General features: G+C 56.6%; 16 protein-coding genes. 9 read left to right on the top strand and 7 right to left on the bottom strand.

Going from position 1 to position 15,690, the window contains the following annotated elements; genetic code table 11:
- Positions 1-83 precede the first annotated feature (83 nt).
- Both GBCGDNIH1_RS19300 and mscL read left to right on the top strand, forming a co-directional pair.
- Positions 84-518, top strand: a complete 435-nt coding sequence (locus GBCGDNIH1_RS19300; protein ID WP_011632059.1) for a CBS domain-containing protein — start codon at positions 84-86, stop codon at positions 516-518.
- A 139-nt stretch (positions 519-657) separates the two neighbouring features.
- Entirely contained in the window at positions 658-1,131 is a 474-nt protein-coding gene (gene mscL, locus GBCGDNIH1_RS19295; RefSeq protein ID WP_011632058.1) for a large conductance mechanosensitive channel protein MscL, read from the top strand.
- Positions 1,132-1,176: 45 nt separating this feature from the next.
- On the opposite strand, the gene GBCGDNIH1_RS19290 is transcribed toward mscL, so the two are convergent.
- Together GBCGDNIH1_RS19290 and GBCGDNIH1_RS24780 are read right to left on the bottom strand one after the other, a co-directional pair.
- Positions 1,177-3,003 (bottom strand): chloride channel protein, encoded by a 1,827-nt coding sequence (locus GBCGDNIH1_RS19290; protein WP_011632057.1) that lies wholly within the window; start codon positions 3,001-3,003, stop codon positions 1,177-1,179.
- A 15-nt stretch (positions 3,004-3,018) separates the two neighbouring features.
- Positions 3,019-3,171, bottom strand: coding sequence for a hypothetical protein (locus GBCGDNIH1_RS24780; RefSeq protein ID WP_011632056.1), 153 nt, complete (start codon positions 3,169-3,171; stop codon positions 3,019-3,021).
- 135 nt (positions 3,172-3,306) lie between these two features.
- On the opposite strand from GBCGDNIH1_RS24780, the gene GBCGDNIH1_RS19285 reads away from it, so the two are divergent.
- The 4 genes from GBCGDNIH1_RS19285 to GBCGDNIH1_RS19270 all read left to right on the top strand — a co-directional run bounded on the left by GBCGDNIH1_RS19285 (position 3,307) and on the right by GBCGDNIH1_RS19270 (position 8,043).
- Complete coding sequence (locus tag GBCGDNIH1_RS19285) at positions 3,307-4,317, top strand: NAD(P)H-quinone oxidoreductase (RefSeq protein WP_011632055.1); 1,011 nt, start codon at positions 3,307-3,309, stop codon at positions 4,315-4,317.
- Positions 4,318-4,326: 9 nt separating this feature from the next.
- Positions 4,327-5,130, top strand: a complete 804-nt coding sequence (locus tag GBCGDNIH1_RS19280) for an alpha/beta fold hydrolase (protein WP_011632054.1) — start codon at positions 4,327-4,329, stop codon at positions 5,128-5,130.
- A 777-nt stretch (positions 5,131-5,907) separates the two neighbouring features.
- A complete protein-coding gene (locus GBCGDNIH1_RS19275) occupies positions 5,908-7,212 on the top strand; it encodes a beta strand repeat-containing protein (protein WP_025318911.1) in 1,305 nt (434 codons plus the stop codon).
- Positions 7,213-7,224: 12 nt separating this feature from the next.
- Positions 7,225-8,043, top strand: coding sequence for a Hint domain-containing protein (locus GBCGDNIH1_RS19270; protein ID WP_011632052.1), 819 nt, complete (start codon positions 7,225-7,227; stop codon positions 8,041-8,043).
- A gap of 110 nt (positions 8,044-8,153) precedes the next feature.
- Here GBCGDNIH1_RS19270 and GBCGDNIH1_RS19265 read toward each other — a convergent pair whose 3' ends face one another.
- From GBCGDNIH1_RS19265 to GBCGDNIH1_RS19245, 5 genes are all read right to left on the bottom strand, one after another.
- The gene (locus GBCGDNIH1_RS19265; protein ID WP_011632051.1) at positions 8,154-8,945 is read right to left on the bottom strand and encodes a hypothetical protein; all 792 of its coding nucleotides are present in this window, start codon (positions 8,943-8,945) and stop codon (positions 8,154-8,156) included.
- Positions 8,942-9,628, bottom strand: coding sequence for a hypothetical protein (locus GBCGDNIH1_RS19260; RefSeq protein WP_011632050.1), 687 nt, complete (start codon positions 9,626-9,628; stop codon positions 8,942-8,944). The genes GBCGDNIH1_RS19265 and GBCGDNIH1_RS19260 overlap by 4 nt, the downstream gene beginning before the upstream one ends.
- A gap of 65 nt (positions 9,629-9,693) precedes the next feature.
- A complete protein-coding gene (locus GBCGDNIH1_RS19255) occupies positions 9,694-10,098 on the bottom strand; it encodes a dihydrofolate reductase (protein ID WP_038515519.1) in 405 nt (134 codons plus the stop codon).
- Positions 10,099-10,141: 43 nt separating this feature from the next.
- On the bottom strand, positions 10,142-10,852 hold the full coding sequence (locus GBCGDNIH1_RS19250; protein ID WP_050748427.1) for a DNA-3-methyladenine glycosylase family protein: 711 nt from the start codon (positions 10,850-10,852) through the stop codon (positions 10,142-10,144).
- Between the two features lie 53 nt (positions 10,853-10,905).
- A complete protein-coding gene (locus tag GBCGDNIH1_RS19245) occupies positions 10,906-11,841 on the bottom strand; it encodes a nucleoside hydrolase (protein WP_011632047.1) in 936 nt (311 codons plus the stop codon).
- A 290-nt stretch (positions 11,842-12,131) separates the two neighbouring features.
- Here GBCGDNIH1_RS19245 and fusA point away from each other — a divergent pair, with 290 nt between their 5' ends.
- The 3 genes from fusA (at position 12,132) to GBCGDNIH1_RS19230 (ending at position 15,686) form a co-directional block, all read left to right on the top strand.
- Positions 12,132-14,213, top strand: a complete 2,082-nt coding sequence (gene fusA, locus GBCGDNIH1_RS19240) for an elongation factor G (RefSeq protein WP_011632046.1) — start codon at positions 12,132-12,134, stop codon at positions 14,211-14,213.
- A 296-nt stretch (positions 14,214-14,509) separates the two neighbouring features.
- Positions 14,510-15,313, top strand: coding sequence for a transglutaminase-like domain-containing protein (locus GBCGDNIH1_RS19235; RefSeq protein WP_043452824.1), 804 nt, complete (start codon positions 14,510-14,512; stop codon positions 15,311-15,313).
- 112 nt (positions 15,314-15,425) lie between these two features.
- Positions 15,426-15,686, top strand: a complete 261-nt coding sequence (locus GBCGDNIH1_RS19230; protein WP_125911001.1) for a hypothetical protein — start codon at positions 15,426-15,428, stop codon at positions 15,684-15,686.
- Positions 15,687-15,690: the final 4 nt, after the last annotated feature.

Genomic DNA, 15,690 nt, shown 5'->3' with positions numbered 1-15,690 from the left:
AGATTAGGAAAGAGGTATCCCCTCCGATCTGATCGTTCGAAAATGGCAATGAAGACAACATTCATGCAAGGGAGAACGTTATCATGCTTATTGGAACTATTCTGAAAAATAAGGGACATGCCGTAGAAACGGTCGGGGCAAAGGCAGAATTTGCCGCCATCGCCGTCCTGCTGAGTGACAAGCGCATCGGTGCCGTCCCCGTTTTGGGCGCGGAGGGAGAGATACGCGGCATCGTCAGCGAACGCGATCTGGTGAGAGCGATGGCCAATTACGGTGTCAAAGCGCTGGAACTGACCGCAGAGCAGATGATGACGCGTGGTATTCGTACCGCTTCCGCGGAGATGACCGTTGAGGCGGCCATGGAAACAATGACGACAGGCCGGTTCCGTCACCTTCCGGTTGTGGAAGAAGGTCGCCTTATCGGCATTGTCAGTATCGGCGACGTTGTCGCGGCTCGCATCAATCAGCAGGAACATGAAGTCGACAGTTTACGCGCCTATGTTGCCGGATCGGTGTAAGACGGGCAGAGCATTGGAACGCAAAGCGATAGCGTTTTCGTGAGGATTGCTTTTCGTGTGTCATGAACGCTTGCCTGACCGGCTTTGATCACTCCACCTTTCCTGGTGACGCAAATACAGAAACGAAGGGGTTCCAAGCATGGCATCACCACTCAATCTTCCCTCCGGTCTGGCCAAAAAACCGGCATGGGTTGAGGAGTTCCAGGCTTTCATTATGCGCGGGAATGTTGTCGATCTTGCGGTCGGTATCATTATCGGTGCCGCTTTCACAGGGATCGTCAACAGTCTTGTGAAAGACATGCTGATGCCTCTGATCGGGTTGCTGGTGGGCGGTATCGACTTCAGCAACATCTTCATCACGCTGAAGGGGGAGCATGCGGCCACTCTGGCGGAGGCGCAGAGGCTGGGCGCCGTGACGTTGAATGTCGGCGTCTTCCTGAATTACTGCATCAATTTCCTGATCGTCAGTTTCGCGATTTTTTGGCTGGTCAAAGCTCTGTCCAGCTTCAAGGCGAAGCAGACAGCAGAACCTGCTGCAGAAGTTGTGCCGACACCCACGGAAGCATTGCTGATTGAAATCCGTGATCTTCTGGCGCGCCGTCAGAATCCCTGATTTCACACTTTCTTATTTGCCTGCTTTGGGAAGGGCGGAAGTATCTTACATCGTGATGCCGCCAGACAGTTCCCGCCGTCTTTGATCGAGCTCTTCACTATACCGCCGCAAGGCGTAGGCCTCTGTCAGCAGCCCCAGCACTGTTCCGGTGCCGGGGCTGTTATGGTTACAGTCGGGTGTCGCCTGTTGCTCCACCACCGCCAGACTATCCGCTTCGGCCTGTTCAAAGGTTTCGATCGCCTTTTTCACCGTCATATCCGGTGTTAGAACAGTGTGTTTGAAATGCAGCAGATCACCGATGCAGGCGGCGTCTGTTTCACTGGCATGGGCTTCAGCCAGCAAAATCATGCCAAGATAGCGGTTCCGCTCATCAACCACGATCATGCTGTGTGATGACCCGAGAGGGTAGTCACGTCTGAATCTTTCGAGTGTGATGGTGGCGCAGACAGTGCGTATGTCTTTGCGCATCATCCGGCCAACGGTCAGATTGCGCATCCAGCCTATATCCACTGCGCTGCGGATTGCCTCTCCGCGCAGATGAAAGCGCCACGTCGTGAAGGAATATCCAAAAAGCCGCCGCACTGTCAGGGAGGAAATAACTGTGCCTGCCAGCACTGCTACCGTTATCGGCAAGGAACCTGTGGTTTCCAGCACCAGGAAACTCATTGTCAGTGGTCCACCCACCACCGCGACGGCCAGTGCACCCATACCGACCAACGCAAAGACAGTGGATGGGAGTGTGGATGGTATGGAAACCGCGAGTAGCAGACCGCCAAAAGCCTTGCCGAGCATTCCCCCCAGAAACAGGGAGGCAAAGAATAAACCACCGCGAAAGCCGGAGCCGATGGAAATGGCGCTGGCAATGGCTTTCAGAACCAGCAGCATGAGGATTTTGGACAGCGTGTAAGGTGCATCAATTCCCATATGCAGGGCTGAATGGCCTGATGACAGAACTTGCGGTGTTATCAGGGCCATCAATCCCAGCGCTATTCCACCCAAGGTGGGCCGTCCCCAGTATGGGATATGGCTGCGGGTAAATAACGCTTCCATCAACGTCACCCCGCGCATCAGGGCAATGCCTACCAGGGCCGCCAGCAGGCTGAGCGCCAGAAGAGGAGGGTAGTCTGCGGGGGGAATAGAAAGCGGAATTTGCAGATGATATCCAGGTGCTCCACCTGTTAGAAGGCGATCTGTCAGCACCGCCATGATCGATGCCGTCACGACGGGGGCCAGCGTGGCGAGGGAGTAAACACCGATCACAAGCTCGAACGCATAAAATGCACCGGTCAGCGGAGCATTGAAGGCCGCACCGATAGCACCGGCCGCGCCACATCCGACGAGAATGCGCAGATCGTTTCTACGGAGCCGGAAGGAACGCCCAAGGCGGGAAGCAATGGCGGAGCCAATCTGTGTATAGCCCGCTTCCAGCCCGACAGACGCACCAAATCCGTTGGATAAAATCGTCTGGAGCGTGACGTGCAGGCTGGTGGTCATCGACATGCGGCCGCCATGCAGTGCATTGGCTTCAATCGGATCTACTGTAGCCTGTCGGGAAACATACCGTGCCATCAGCAAGGCCAGACCGACAACGACTCCCCCAATGATTGGGCCAAGCACAGCGCGGGAGGGTTCCAGAAAGGGCGCTGCGGATAATTTCCCCCCTGCGGGCAGGGCGTAGATCACCTCATGCATCCATTGCGTCAGCCAATAGATAAAGCTGACGCATCCCCCCGTCACACAACCGACGAAGGCGGCCAGAACGGTCAGCCAGATTTCATCGGCCCGCACCAGTGCTCGCAGCACATAAGGTGCATGGAGCAGCTTTTCACTCAGCTGGCGGTGACGATGGGAATGAGATGATGGAGTATCCATCCCTTCAGGGTACGCTTAACGGGATGACCTGTCGGTCGGTGCGTGCATCAGATCGGCAGGCGGGGTAATCTGTCCGCTTGCGTGGCCGCTGATATTCTCGGGCGTAACGCCGCATGCGGCCATGGCCAGCAGCAGAAGGGCCAACAATCCGGTACGGGACGATATCATGCATGATCTCCTGATCGGTTAGGCAATGAAGCCGGACAAGCGATACCATGGGCTTCGACAGGGCAATAGAGACGCGTTTCTGATAGGGAAGATGAATAGGGGAAGGCATGCGATGAACCATATAACGCCGGGAACATGGAATCGATGACACTACCCGACAGAATGGCGATGATTCGGGTCGATGGCGCGGGCGGACCGGAAACATTAAGGTATGAAAACGCCCCCTTGCCGGTGCCGGCAGAGGGGGAGGTCATGATTCGTGTACGGGCAGCGGGTATCAACCGCCCTGACCTGATGCAGCGCAGCGGACTGTATCCGCCGCCGCCGGGTGCCAGCCCGCATCTGGGATTGGAGGTGGCGGGAGAGGTGGCCACGCTTGGAGCAGGTGTTACGACCCTGCAACAAGGTGAAAAAGTCACCGCCCTGACAAATGGCGGTGGATATGCAGAATACTGTGCCGTTCCTGCTACGCAGTGCCTGCCCTACCCGGAAGGCTTCGACGACATTCGCGCGGCCGCGTTGCCGGAGACATTTTTCACTGTCTGGGCCAATGTATTCATGCTCGGGCGGTTGCAGAAAGGAGAGAAATTGCTGGTCCATGGCGGCTCGGGTGGGATCGGCAGTAGCGCGATCCAGCTTGCATCCACGATGGGGGCGACTGTGTATGCGACGGCCGGCGGGGCAGAGAAATGCGCAGCCTGCCGGGCATGGGGAGCCGTGGAGAGCATTGATTACAAGACAAAGAATTTTGCCGATGCGGTGGCGGAATTGACTGGTAAAAAGGGGGTGGATGTCATTCTGGATATGATCGGCGGATCGTATCTGGCGGCCAATATCCGCTCTCTGGCTGCCGGTGGACGGCTGGTGACGATCGCGTTGCAGGGGGGAGCGAAAGGGGAGGCTGATCTGGCCCGCGTCATGACCAGACGTCTGACCCTGACCGGCTCGACCCTGCGCCCACGCAGCAAGGAGGAAAAAGCTGCCATCGCCCAGGCATTGAAGGAGCATGTCTGGCCGCTATTGTCGGCAGGTCGGATCGGGCCGCATGTTCATGCGGTTTTTCCGCTTCATAAGGCAGAGGAAGCGCATCGCTTGATGGAGAGCGGTGCACATACTGGTAAAATCATCCTTACGACGGATGGATGAGGCGACGGCATGATCCTGAACGCCATTGAACGTGCGCCTGATAATCCATCCGGACCACCGCTGGTTCTGCTGCATGGGCTGTTAGGGCAGGCGCGTAATTTCGGACTGGTTCAACGGCACCTTGCGCATGGTCGTCGCGTGCTGGCGCTGGATCTGCGCAATCATGGCTGCAGCCCGCATCAGGCCGGCATGGAGTATGCCACGCTGGCACAGGATGTATTCGAGACCCTGACCAGCATGAAAGCTTCTCCCTGCATCCTGCTTGGGCATTCCATGGGCGGTAAGGTCGCAATGAGACTGGCTTTGGACCATCCGGAGACGGTTGCGGGACTGATCATCGTAGATATTGCGCCGAGGCAATATTTACCGCGTTTTCGCCCCGTTGCTCAGGCCATGCTGAGACTGGATCTGTCATCTATAACTTCACGCAGCCAGGCAGCCGATGCGTTATCCGATGTTGAAGCCGATCCTCGCGTCCGCGCTTTCCTGACGCAGGGGTTGGAAGCGGTTGAGGATAAATCCGGGCGGCATTTGGGCTGGCGGATTGGTCTGTCGAATATTGCCCGGGGATTGCCGGACATAGAAGGCTGGGACAGCCCTCCCGGAGCTTCTTTCAATGGGCCTGCCCTTTTTATGGCGGGCGCTTTATCACCTTATATAAAGGCTGAAGATCACAGGCTGATAACGGATTTATGTCCGCAGGCACAATTGGTCACTCTTCCTGCGGCCGGACACTGGGTGCATGCGGATCAGCCGGACCAGTTTGTGACCGCGATTGAAACATTTATCGCTGGCGGCGGTTTTTCTCCTTAGGAAAAATGCCGGATGTTCAAAGGTCCAGGCGTTATCTCAAAAATGGCAGTAGCAGCCTGATGTCGGAAATTGATACGCAACTGTACCTAAATTCATGCTGCCACTGTTTGCGTATTTGATCCTGTGGGAATAACCAACAGCGGTACTGTAGCCCTGATTAGAGGTTTACCTGCTCCATGCTGCATTGGGCGATCAGACATCTGTTCAGCCAGCCGGCTGATAGAGAGCTGCTTATGATTATCCCTTGGGTTGATAATGGCTTGATATATTCTTGTGCTGTTTACATCATGTTTGTTACATAAAGTTACAGAACTGCAATTATTTTTTTGCGCAGATTTTTGTGCTTTTGCTATATGTTAGTTACGTATGTTCCAAATTTTAAAAATCGAGTTTCTGATTAGCACTGGACAGCTTTGAGAATGACCACTCTGACGTCCACCACCTCGGGTATTACTCTTACAACCATCTTCTCCAATCCTATTCTTGTCCTGGCTGATACAACGGTTGCAAATACTGCTGGCATCGGACTTCAAAGCAGCCTGATCACCGGATGGTCGATTACAAACAGCGGCGCTATTACAGGCACTACGATGGGCGTCAGCCTGGCTGGCGCTAGTATGATTAACAATGCTGGCTTTATCTCCGGAGTATACGGCGTTTCCTTCGCCAGCACCGGGATTGTTACGAACCTTGCTGGTGGCGTTATCAGCGGGGGTACGGTTGGTATCAATGCTGCCGGTTTGCTCACGGTTGATAATGCAAGGAACCATTCAGGTCATGGGTTCCGGTGGCCAGGCCGTTTGGGGGTCTGCTGGCGGTATTGTCACCAACCGCTCTGGCGGGACGATCTCTGGCAGCTTCAATGCTGTCAGCGTATACAGTGGCGCTGCTGCAGGCACTGTCATCAATGCGGGTCTGATTACGGATAATGCGGGCGCTCTGGCGGGTGCCTCCGGTGTTTATCTGGGCAATAACGCATCTGACTATGTTAATAACACTGGCACTATTCTGGAAACGGGAACGGGTGCCGCGTCTGGTTATCTGGTTGGTGCTCGTCTTGGCTTGGGCGGAACGATTGTTAACAGTGGCTTGATCGGTGTCAGCAATAGTCTGGCAACCGGGGTTCGCGTTGATGCGGCTGGCACTATTATCAACTACGGCACGATCTCTGCATCTGGGACTGCCAATGTTACCAATGGTGCCGGTGCGGCCATCTATATGGCTGGCACAGGAGCCAATCTGCTTCAGCTTGGTGTGACCTCGACCATTATCGGGACGGCGGTTGCGAATTCTGCCGGGGCCAACACGCTGGAGCTGTTATCCGGAGTGATAGCAGGAACGGTCAGCGGACTTGGTGTCAATTATATCGGCTTCCAAAACGCCGTGATTGATACCGGTGCGCAATGGGTGGCCACTGGAAATAATACAATTACAACTGGCTCCACGCTTATCAATCAGGGAACACTGACGAATATAGGTTCCTTCGGTGGGGCTGTCACAATGGCTGCGAACGCTGCATTGTCTAATGCAGCTACGGCGGTTCTTTCCAATGGAAGCCTGTCTTCAGTCATTTTTAGCAATGGCACAGGGATTGCCATAACGAATGCCGGCATTATTCAGGGTAGTGCGTCTGGAACAGCGCTGATTGCGCTGGCCAATGCCGCTACGCTTGTCAACAGTGGTCTGATCAGTGCTAATCAGACCCAATCGACCGGCATCAGTGTCAGCGGCAGCGCCATTATCACCAACTCCGGGACGATCAGTGCAACGGGTACCTTGGGACAGGCAATGATGCTTGCTGGTGGTGGTACGGTTGTGAATAGCGGAACAATCCAGACCCAAAGCACATTCAGAAGCGCTATTGCTTTCGGTGCTGGCAACAGCCGTCTGGCCATCAGCGGCGGCAGCGTCATTATTGGTAAGGTTACGGCTGCCGGCACCGGCAACGTTCTGGAGCTTGATGGTGCTGGCACCACTCTGAGCGGGTTTGGGACCCAATATACCGGGTTCCAGACGATCAACGTGAAGGGTAATGGATGGGTGTTGGCGGATACGCTGACCAACACGAATATCCTGATGTAGACGACCGGCACGTTGACGGTCTCGCAAGCGCTGGATTCCTCCAACACGATTACGTTGGGTGGCACGAGTTCTGCGGGTGTCGGGTCTGGTAACATTATCATCAGCACGCCAGGCACGGCATTGGCTGCAACCGTTTCCGATTTTGGCAACGGTGAATCCATCACCCTGACCGGATTGGCCTATCAGGCTTCCGACGTGGTGGATGTGGTGAGTAATGGGGGGAATGTCTTCCTGATCCTGACGGATCGTGGTGAGGTTCCGGTTGAAGATCTGCAGATCGGTGATCACGTGATCACAGCGGGTGAGGCAGTTCGTCCGATCCGCTGGCTGGGCCGTCGGAGCTACAATGGTCGCTTTATCCAGGGCCGTCGTGATGTGCTGCCGGTTCGTATCCGTCAGGGTGCTTTGGACGGTGTGTTGCCGAAGCGTGACCTGCTGGTCTCCCCACTCCATGCGATGTTCATTGACGGTGTTCTGGTTCCGGCCGGTCGTCTGGTGAACGGTGTTTCCATCGTTCAGGAACAGCATGTGGAGACAGTGAGCTACGTGCATATCGAGCTTGATACGCATGATGTGGTGTTTGCCGAGGGTGCTGCGTCTGAAAGCTATGTGGAGGACAACAACCGGAGCATGTTCCACAATGCACATACCTATACTGGAAAAGGTGCAGCGAAGGTGAAAGCTCGTGGAAGGAAGCGGAACGGTGTGGCTGTTGCACGCTACTGCGCTCGCCGTGTCGTCGATGGCATGCTGCTGGACAATATCCGGCAGACTCTGATGGAACAGGTTGTTTCCCAGCTTATGGCAGAGCCGGAAAAAGACTCGGCCTAAATTGTGGGTGCTGATCAAGGAAAGGGAGGGGATGCCGGCACAGTATCCTCTCAGATGAAAAAGGCTGCCAAATAATGGCTGCCTTTTTTGTGTATAGGGATGAGTATCAGCTACCTGCTTCTGCCATCGCTTTGCCAGCCGCGCTGGTACGCAACGCTGGTGGCACTATTGCGATTTGCCTGCTCCATGCTGCGCTGGGCGATCAGACATCCGTTCAGCCAGCCGGCTGACAGAGAGCCGCCTACCATGTAGCAGGACTGGCTCCCGCTGGAGCTTTGCCGGCTCAGCCAGTATTGGGCTCCGGATTGTTGTTCTGCACTTGCGGCGTGGAGCCAGGCCAGCATTCTACGATGATCCTGGGCACCGGCACGGAATTCTGCTTCCTCCACCGTTGCCGGAGAGTCACGGAGCTCCTTTGATGGGGGAGGGAGGGGCGCAATGACAGCTGTATTTCGGTTCTTTTCCTGCCCCTCCTCATCCAGAGCGACAGGGGAAAGCAGCGTGTATGCTGTCAGTGCGCTCGAAACGGCCAGGGCCGTGAAGATGCCTCCCACTATTCTTTCCCGCCACCGTGTTTCACGTCTGGCATTGGCAGCCTGTATCTGAATGGAAAGCTGGAGCCGCGCAGAATCACGTTCCATAATGGCGCGGGTCAGTTGCTGTTCCAGCGTGGCTTGCCGGATGGAGTCTCCACCGGGCGCTTCAACATTCAAAAAGGCAGATGGCTGGCCACGTAATTCATGCAGCAGGTTTTTGAGCAGACCGCCGGTGATATTGTTTCTGGCTGCACGGCGCTTCAGGGCGATCAGGGCTGCTTCGGATTGTCCCTGATTTTCGTCCAGGACCAGGGCAATGATGTCGCCCAGAATTTTCCGCTCAGATGAGTCGGGGCGTTCGTTCATGGTGACCGGTCTGGAGGATCGAATGTGCAGCCCACGCCTGCATTGGCGGATAGCGCTGAGGCGATGCAGGTAATCTTCGCGTAGGGACGTGTCAGGATGCGGGGCTGGCCGATATCGGGGGCTTCATCCGTCCGATTAAGGCCGAGCGCTTCGTCGAAACGGGCGGATTGTGGGGGCAGCCCTTCCTGCTGGTCCCAGACCTGTGCCGCGTTTTCCACCGCGGCGACGAAGTTGGCGTGATCGACCTGCTCGGCCCGATCACCCAGAATGCGCAGTGTCACGATGCGGCCATCAGGGTTGAGCCTTGCTTCCAGACGCAGTGGCTGCGGAACTCGTCCCGGTGGCAGCTTGATACGGTTGGTCGGTTCGATGGGCGGTGGTGGAGCATCGCCGTCGCGATTCCGGATCAGGCAACTGATGCCACCCGTTATATGCTTGCACCGCTTGAGTGAACCGGATGGAGAGGCAGAAGCGTGACCGGGCTGGTCGGCCTGCGCCTGATTGTTGAATGCGATTTTGAATTCCGCAAAAGTGATGGCGAAACCGGCCTGTGAGGCCCTGTTAGGGGCAGGTTGGGCACGCGCAGGAGCGAACATCACCATCCAACCAAGGGTAGCCAGAAGGGCGGGCAGAGTGATGTGTATCGGACGGGCGGCAGGAATGAGGCGTCGGAGAGACGGCATGACGGCAGCTCCGTGATGATGGCCGATTGCGGTCGGTTGGGGCGAGGCCTGCGGATCACCCTGTTTTAAGGACGTGAAGTTTCTCTTGCCCCGGCGCCGGTTGCAAGCCACGCCGGATCGAAATAGCGATCAGCGGGTCCGTCATAAGGCAGTCGGGTGATGTCCCAGTGCTGGATGAAGCGGGCATAAGTATTCCAGACGGCTAAACCGCCACCGATATATACGATCCGGCCGGGATAGCGACTCAACACGTCCTCTGGCTGCATGGAGGAGCGGAGTTCGAGGATGTCCCTTGCGGTAAAGGCCGTCGCTGGAATGCTACGATAGGTTGCTGGTCCGCATAGCAGGACATGTCCGAGCGTACGTTCCCAGAAACGGCGGACATCCTCGCGGAAGGCCGGACGCTGGTCACCCTGCCATGGCAGTTTCCCGTTCAGGCCGAGCTGTCCGCCTGAACCGATCGCGCACATGGAACGGATCTCGGCGGGCCATGAAGAAAGGCATAAGGATTTGTTATGGTTTGGCACGCAAAAGCCTTTCTCTGGAGGTAGCCGGCTCAGAGGGCGGGGGGCGGGGAATCTTTTTGGCCTCGTCTGCTGCCCGCCATAAATACCATGCTGCCAGACTGCGCCATGGAGACCATGATTGCCCGATATCCGCCAGTATTTTCGGCCTGGGCTGGCTCTCCAAACCCTTGATGAGCCGCCAACCTTCCCGGACTCCGAAATCATCCACCGGAAGGATATCGGTGCGGCCGAGCGTGAAAATCATCAGCATTTCCACGGTCCAGCGCCCTATGCCGCGCAGGGTCGTCAGCCGTTGGATCAGTGTTTCATCATCCAGAGCGGTGCAGCCGGAGCGGTCGGGAATGATGCCTCCTTGGGCTGCTTCACACACGCCGCGCAGGGCGATTATTTTTGTGCCGGAAAACCCGCATTGTCGCAGGGTCTCCGTATCCAGAGCCATAATTTCCAGCGGTGAAGGGAAGTCTGTGTTCACTGGAAACAGAGCCAGAAATCGGGCGAGGATTGCTTCTGCCGCACGGGCATGAAGCTGCTGATGGGCAATGGCACGGATCAGAGCTTCAAAGGGGCTTTGTTCGAGAGAGATTGTCAGGCGGGGTGGGCCGACCCGGGTAATGAGGGCTGAGAGCGCCTTATCCTGTCTTGCAAGATGTGCGCATGCTTCTTCAGTCTGTGCCGGACAGGAGAGCACTGTCGTCATATCCCTCATTATCCGGTCTGGCGCTGCATGGTCTGGTATTAGCTGTTCCATCTTCATGGCAACCGTGCCAGCCGATTGCCGAGCAGAGTGAAAAAACCTTCTGCATCGACTGTGTCCAGCATTGTGATCCGTCCTGAAGAGGCCTGTCCGGCATGGCTGAGCATGGTTTGACCGCGCCTTTCTCCGGCTCCAAGCATGACGGAGACATCAACCAGACGCGTGCTGAACAGATGCGGTGCAACCAGCCATGCGATTGCGCAGGGGTCATGCAGCGGTTCTCCGCCCTGTTCGGTCAGCGGAACGCGGGAGAGAATGTCGCAGGCTGTGTTGAGGGCGCGTCCTGTTCCATATTTCCGCAGGCGCGCGATACGTTCCGGCGTGATGCGAGCCTGCCGTGTCAGATCCAGTGTCACCAGCACGACCGATACACCGCTGCCGATCAGGATAGAGAGTGCTTCGGGATCGCTCCAGGCATTGAACTCGGCATAAGGGGTCACATTCCCTCGCCCGGCACTGCCGCTCATCAGCACGATCTGATCTATGTTGGTGCAGAGGGTAGGCTCGGTGGCCAGAGCCAGGGCCAGATTTGTCGCCGGACCGATCCCCACCAGTGTGACCGGTTTTTCGTTGTCGCGCAGGATGGCACGGATCACGTCGGCGGCCAGCTGCGTGGACGGCAAACCGGATGGCGCCGGTATATCGACCCCGGCCAGCCCATCAGCCCCATGAATTTCCGGGGCCCCTGTATAATGACGCCCCAGCAAGGGCTGGTTTGCTCCGGCATGGACGGGGGTGGTGGCACCTGCCAGCGCTGTCAGCGCCAGCGCATTACGCAGTGTATGCTCCAACCCGACATTGCCCCCGACGACGGTCAGCCCCTTTATCTCCAGCTCCGGGGAGGCAAGCGCCAACAGAATCGCCAGAGCATCATCCGTGCCGGGATCGGTGTCCAGAATCACGGGAACAGGATGGAAATTCTGATCAGACATATATTAAAGTACCATCCCTTATGGCCCCTAAAAGGCGTCCATGAGATAAAACCGCCTCTGCCCTGCGGTTGCTCGATTGCAAAAATCGGCAGGGTGTCGCATATCACGGCGGAATCGGGTCGGGCAAAGAATGCCGGGGGCAATCCTCCCGTCGTTCCGGTATCCGCCTTGTTGTTTGTATCACTTGTTTTGGTGTGATCTGCCGGACAGCATGCCGGGGTTGCGCTGATACTCCCTGACTGGGGCCATTCCCCGCAGGGTTTTTCCCTACTGGGTTTTGGAGGTCTGCCTTGTCCACACCGTCGCTCGAAAAGATCCGCAATATCGGGATCACCGCGCATATCGACGCGGGCAAGACCACCACGACGGAGCGTATCCTGTATTACACCGGTGTGTCTCACAAAATTGGTGAGGTGCATGATGGCAACACGACCACCGACTACATGGAACAGGAGCGTGAGCGCGGCATCACCATCACCTCCGCCGCTGTGACCTGTGAGTGGAAAGACCACCGCATCAACATCATCGACACCCCTGGCCATATCGACTTCAATATTGAAGTGAACCGCTCCCTGCGCGTTCTGGACGGTGCGGTGTTCATCATTGAAGGCGTGGCCGGTGTGCAGCCGCAGTCCGAGACCAACTGGCGTCTTGCCGACCGCTATAACGTGCCGCGCGTCATCTTCATCAATAAGCTGGACCGCACCGGCGCCGATTTCTATCGCGCCTTCGACACGCTGAAGGAAAAGCTCGACATCGTCGCGCTGCCGCTGCAGCTGCCGATCGGGGCCGAGGATCAATTCCTGGGCGTGGTCGATCTGGTCGAGATGAAGGCCATCATCTGGGAAGGCGGCGAGCTGGGCGCGAAGTTCCACGACGAGCCGATTCCCGCCGAACTCGCCGAAAAGGCCGCTGAATATCGTCAGAACCTGCTCGATACCGCCTTGGCCGTCGATGACGCCGCCATGGAAGAGTATTTCGAGAAGGGCGATGTTGATGTCGCCACCCTGAAGCGCGCCATCAAGCGCGGCACCATTGACGGCACGTTCCGTCCGGTTCTGTGCGGCACCGCCTTCAAGAACAAGGGCGTTCAGCCACTGCTGGATTCCGTGATTGATTACCTGCCCGCGCCGACTGATCTGCCCGGCATCAAGGTGGCCGCCGAGGAAGGGGAGGACGAAGCCGCTGATCGTCGCCGCATCCCGGCCAAGACCGATGCGCCGTTCTCCGGTCTCGCTTTCAAGATCATCAACGACAAGTACGGGACACTGACCTTCGTGCGCGTCTATTCCGGCGTGCTGCGTTCGGGCGATTCCGTCCTGAACACCACCAAGGGTCACAAGGAACGTATCGGTCGTATCTTCCAGATGCACGCTGACAAGCGCGCGGAAATCAAGGAAGTGTTTGCCGGTGATATCGCGGCTTTCGTTGGTCTGAAGGACACCGGCACCGGTGATACGCTGGCCAGCCAGGACGATCCGGTGGTGCTGGAACGTATGGCGTTCCCGGTTCCCGTGATCGACATCTCCGTTGAGCCGAAGACCAAGGAAGCGGTCGAAAAGATGACGCTCGGCCTGCAGAAGCTGGCCGGTGAAGATCCGTCCCTGCGTCTGCGCACCGATCAGGAAACCGGTCAGACCATTCTGTCCGGCATGGGCGAGCTGCATCTGGACATCATCATCGACCGTCTGCGTCGCGAATATAACGTCGATTGCAACATCGGCGCGCCGCAGGTGGCCTATCGTGAGACCATCAGCAAATCTCACACGGAAGTTTATACCCATAAGAAGCAGTCCGGTGGTTCCGGTCAGTTCGCCGAAGTGAAGATCATCTTCGAGCCGCTGGAACGGAATGAAGGCATTGTCTTTGAAAACAAGGTCGTCGGTGGCTCCGTGCCGAAGGAATATATCCCGGCCGTTGACAAAGGTATCCGCGTGCAGGCCGAAACGGGTGTGCTGGCCGGGTTCCCGACCGTGGACTTCAAGTTCAGCCTGATTGACGGCAAGTACCATGACGTCGACTCCTCGGCGCTGGCCTTCGAAATCGCGGGCAAGGCGTGCTTCCGCGAAGGCATGAAGAAAGCCGGTCCCCAGATTCTGGAACCGATCATGGACGTGGAAGTCACCACGCCTCAGGATCATGTCGGTGACGTCGTCGGTGACCTCAACCGTCGCCGTGGCATGATCCAGAATCAGGAAAGCTCCGGCTCCACCGTTCTGGTGCGTGCGCAGGTGCCGCTGAAGGAAATGTTCGGCTATATCTCTCACCTGCGCAGCATGACGAAGGGCCGTGCGTCCTTCACCATGCAGTTCCATCACTATGATCCCGTGCCGCGTAATGTTGCGGACGAAATCATGACCAAGAGTGCCTGAGAAAGCTTTCCCCGCTTAGGCGGGGAGCATTTCTGCTTTGTTCTATCTGGAAACGGCCCGTTTTCACGGGCCGTTTTTTGTTTTTTGCTTCACAGGAGATTGTTCTGACTTTTTTTCATGGTCTGGCCAGAATTTTGCTTGATGTTATTCATCGCTTGCGGGGAACAGCTTCTGTTCCACAGGCGTTTCAAGGTTATTCAGAGCGCAGACCTGTCGATGTGGAGGGAGGAGACCTTTCTTTTCCTGCATTGAAGAGGGCGGTTCCGGTTTCTGCTGTATGCCGAAGGGAGACAGGATTGCATATTCGTGCCGGATACAGGCTGACTTATCAGCATATTGATTATACTCCGATGCTGCTGATGGTGCATGTACATCCATCCCGTGCCGGTGATCTGTTGGATCCGGGTCTTGTTACGCTGGATCCGCCGACGGCTATGACGGTTTATACGGATGGCTTTGGCAACCGCTGCACACGCCTGATTGCGCCTCCCGGTCTGATCACGATTTCGACGATGTTCACCATTCAGGATAGTGGTGAGCCGGATGTCGTGAACTGGTCAGCCCGACAGACCCCGGTGCCCATGCTGCCGGATGATGTGTTGGTCTATCTCATGGGCAGCCGCTATTGCGAGACGGATCGTCTTTCCACGCTTGCCTGGCAGCTCTTCGGTCAGACGCCGGAAGGTTGGCCCCGCGTGCAGGCAATTGTTGATTACGTACACCAGCGTATCCGTTTTGATTATCAGATGGCACGCGCCACAAGAACTGCTTGGGAAGCCCATGAAGAGCAGGTCGGGGTATGCCGTGACTTTGCGCATCTTGCTGTCACTTTATGCCGTTGCATGAATATTCCCGCGCGTTACTGCACCGGTTATCTCGGCGATATAGGCATTCCACCTGTGCCTGATCCGATGGATTTCAGCGCCTGGTTTGATGTCTATCTGGATGGTATCTGGTATACATTTGATGCTCGTCATAACAAACCGCGTATCGGCCGTATCCTGATGGCGCGTGGACGGGATGCGACCGATGTAGCGATTTCAACCAGTTTCGGGAAAAGCGATCTGGTTGAATTCGGTGTTGTCACAGATGAAATTTGAGAAAGTTTAATGTCCCTGGCATTCCTGTAGGGCGTTATTAGCCCTATGGTGGCAGGAACTTGAGCCGCTCGTCAGCCTTGTATGCAAGGAGGCCTCGATCAAGATGGACAATATGCAGAAAAAGTCATCTCCCCCTGTGCTGGATATGACGCTGGATGGTGAATTCCGCCGCCCGGTTCGCCCGCCCTTCAGTGCGCGCTTTGCTGTCTCTGCCATGGTGGCAGCCATGATCGTAACCGGTCTGGCGGCTGCCGCACTGGCAATCTGGCTGGCTGTGCTTATGATTCCGGTGGCTGTGGTTGCTCTGGCAGTGGCTTATATTGCTGCACGAGTGCTGCGCGTTCGCAGTGCCCTGCACAGCAGTTTTTTCTGAAATA

Source organism: Granulibacter bethesdensis CGDNIH1 (genome assembly GCF_000014285.2).
GTDB classification, from domain to species: Bacteria; Pseudomonadota; Alphaproteobacteria; order Acetobacterales; family Acetobacteraceae; genus Granulibacter; species Granulibacter bethesdensis.
The sequence above is the reverse complement of the archived record's forward strand: the minus strand, read 5'-3'. Positions and strand labels throughout refer to the sequence as shown.

Coding starts and splice junctions, on each gene's coding strand:
- GBCGDNIH1_RS19300 (WP_011632059.1), top strand. CDS start 84: ATGCTTATTGGAACTATTCTGAAAAATAAGGGACATGCCGTAGAAACG.
- mscL (WP_011632058.1), top strand. CDS start 658: ATGGCATCACCACTCAATCTTCCCTCCGGTCTGGCCAAAAAACCGGCA.
- GBCGDNIH1_RS19290 (WP_011632057.1), bottom strand. CDS start 3,003: ATGGATACTCCATCATCTCATTCCCATCGTCACCGCCAGCTGAGTGAA.
- GBCGDNIH1_RS24780 (WP_011632056.1), bottom strand. CDS start 3,171: ATGATATCGTCCCGTACCGGATTGTTGGCCCTTCTGCTGCTGGCCATG.
- GBCGDNIH1_RS19285 (WP_011632055.1), top strand. CDS start 3,307: ATGGAATCGATGACACTACCCGACAGAATGGCGATGATTCGGGTCGAT.
- GBCGDNIH1_RS19280 (WP_011632054.1), top strand. CDS start 4,327: ATGATCCTGAACGCCATTGAACGTGCGCCTGATAATCCATCCGGACCA.
- GBCGDNIH1_RS19275 (WP_025318911.1), top strand. CDS start 5,908: ATGGGTTCCGGTGGCCAGGCCGTTTGGGGGTCTGCTGGCGGTATTGTC.
- GBCGDNIH1_RS19265 (WP_011632051.1), bottom strand. CDS start 8,945: ATGAACGAACGCCCCGACTCATCTGAGCGGAAAATTCTGGGCGACATC.
- GBCGDNIH1_RS19260 (WP_011632050.1), bottom strand. CDS start 9,628: ATGCCGTCTCTCCGACGCCTCATTCCTGCCGCCCGTCCGATACACATC.
- GBCGDNIH1_RS19255 (WP_038515519.1), bottom strand. CDS start 10,098: ATGTGCGCGATCGGTTCAGGCGGACAGCTCGGCCTGAACGGGAAACTG.
- GBCGDNIH1_RS19250 (WP_050748427.1), bottom strand. CDS start 10,852: ATGACGACAGTGCTCTCCTGTCCGGCACAGACTGAAGAAGCATGCGCA.
- GBCGDNIH1_RS19245 (WP_011632047.1), bottom strand. CDS start 11,841: ATGTCTGATCAGAATTTCCATCCTGTTCCCGTGATTCTGGACACCGAT.
- GBCGDNIH1_RS19230 (WP_125911001.1), top strand. CDS start 15,426: ATGCAGAAAAAGTCATCTCCCCCTGTGCTGGATATGACGCTGGATGGT.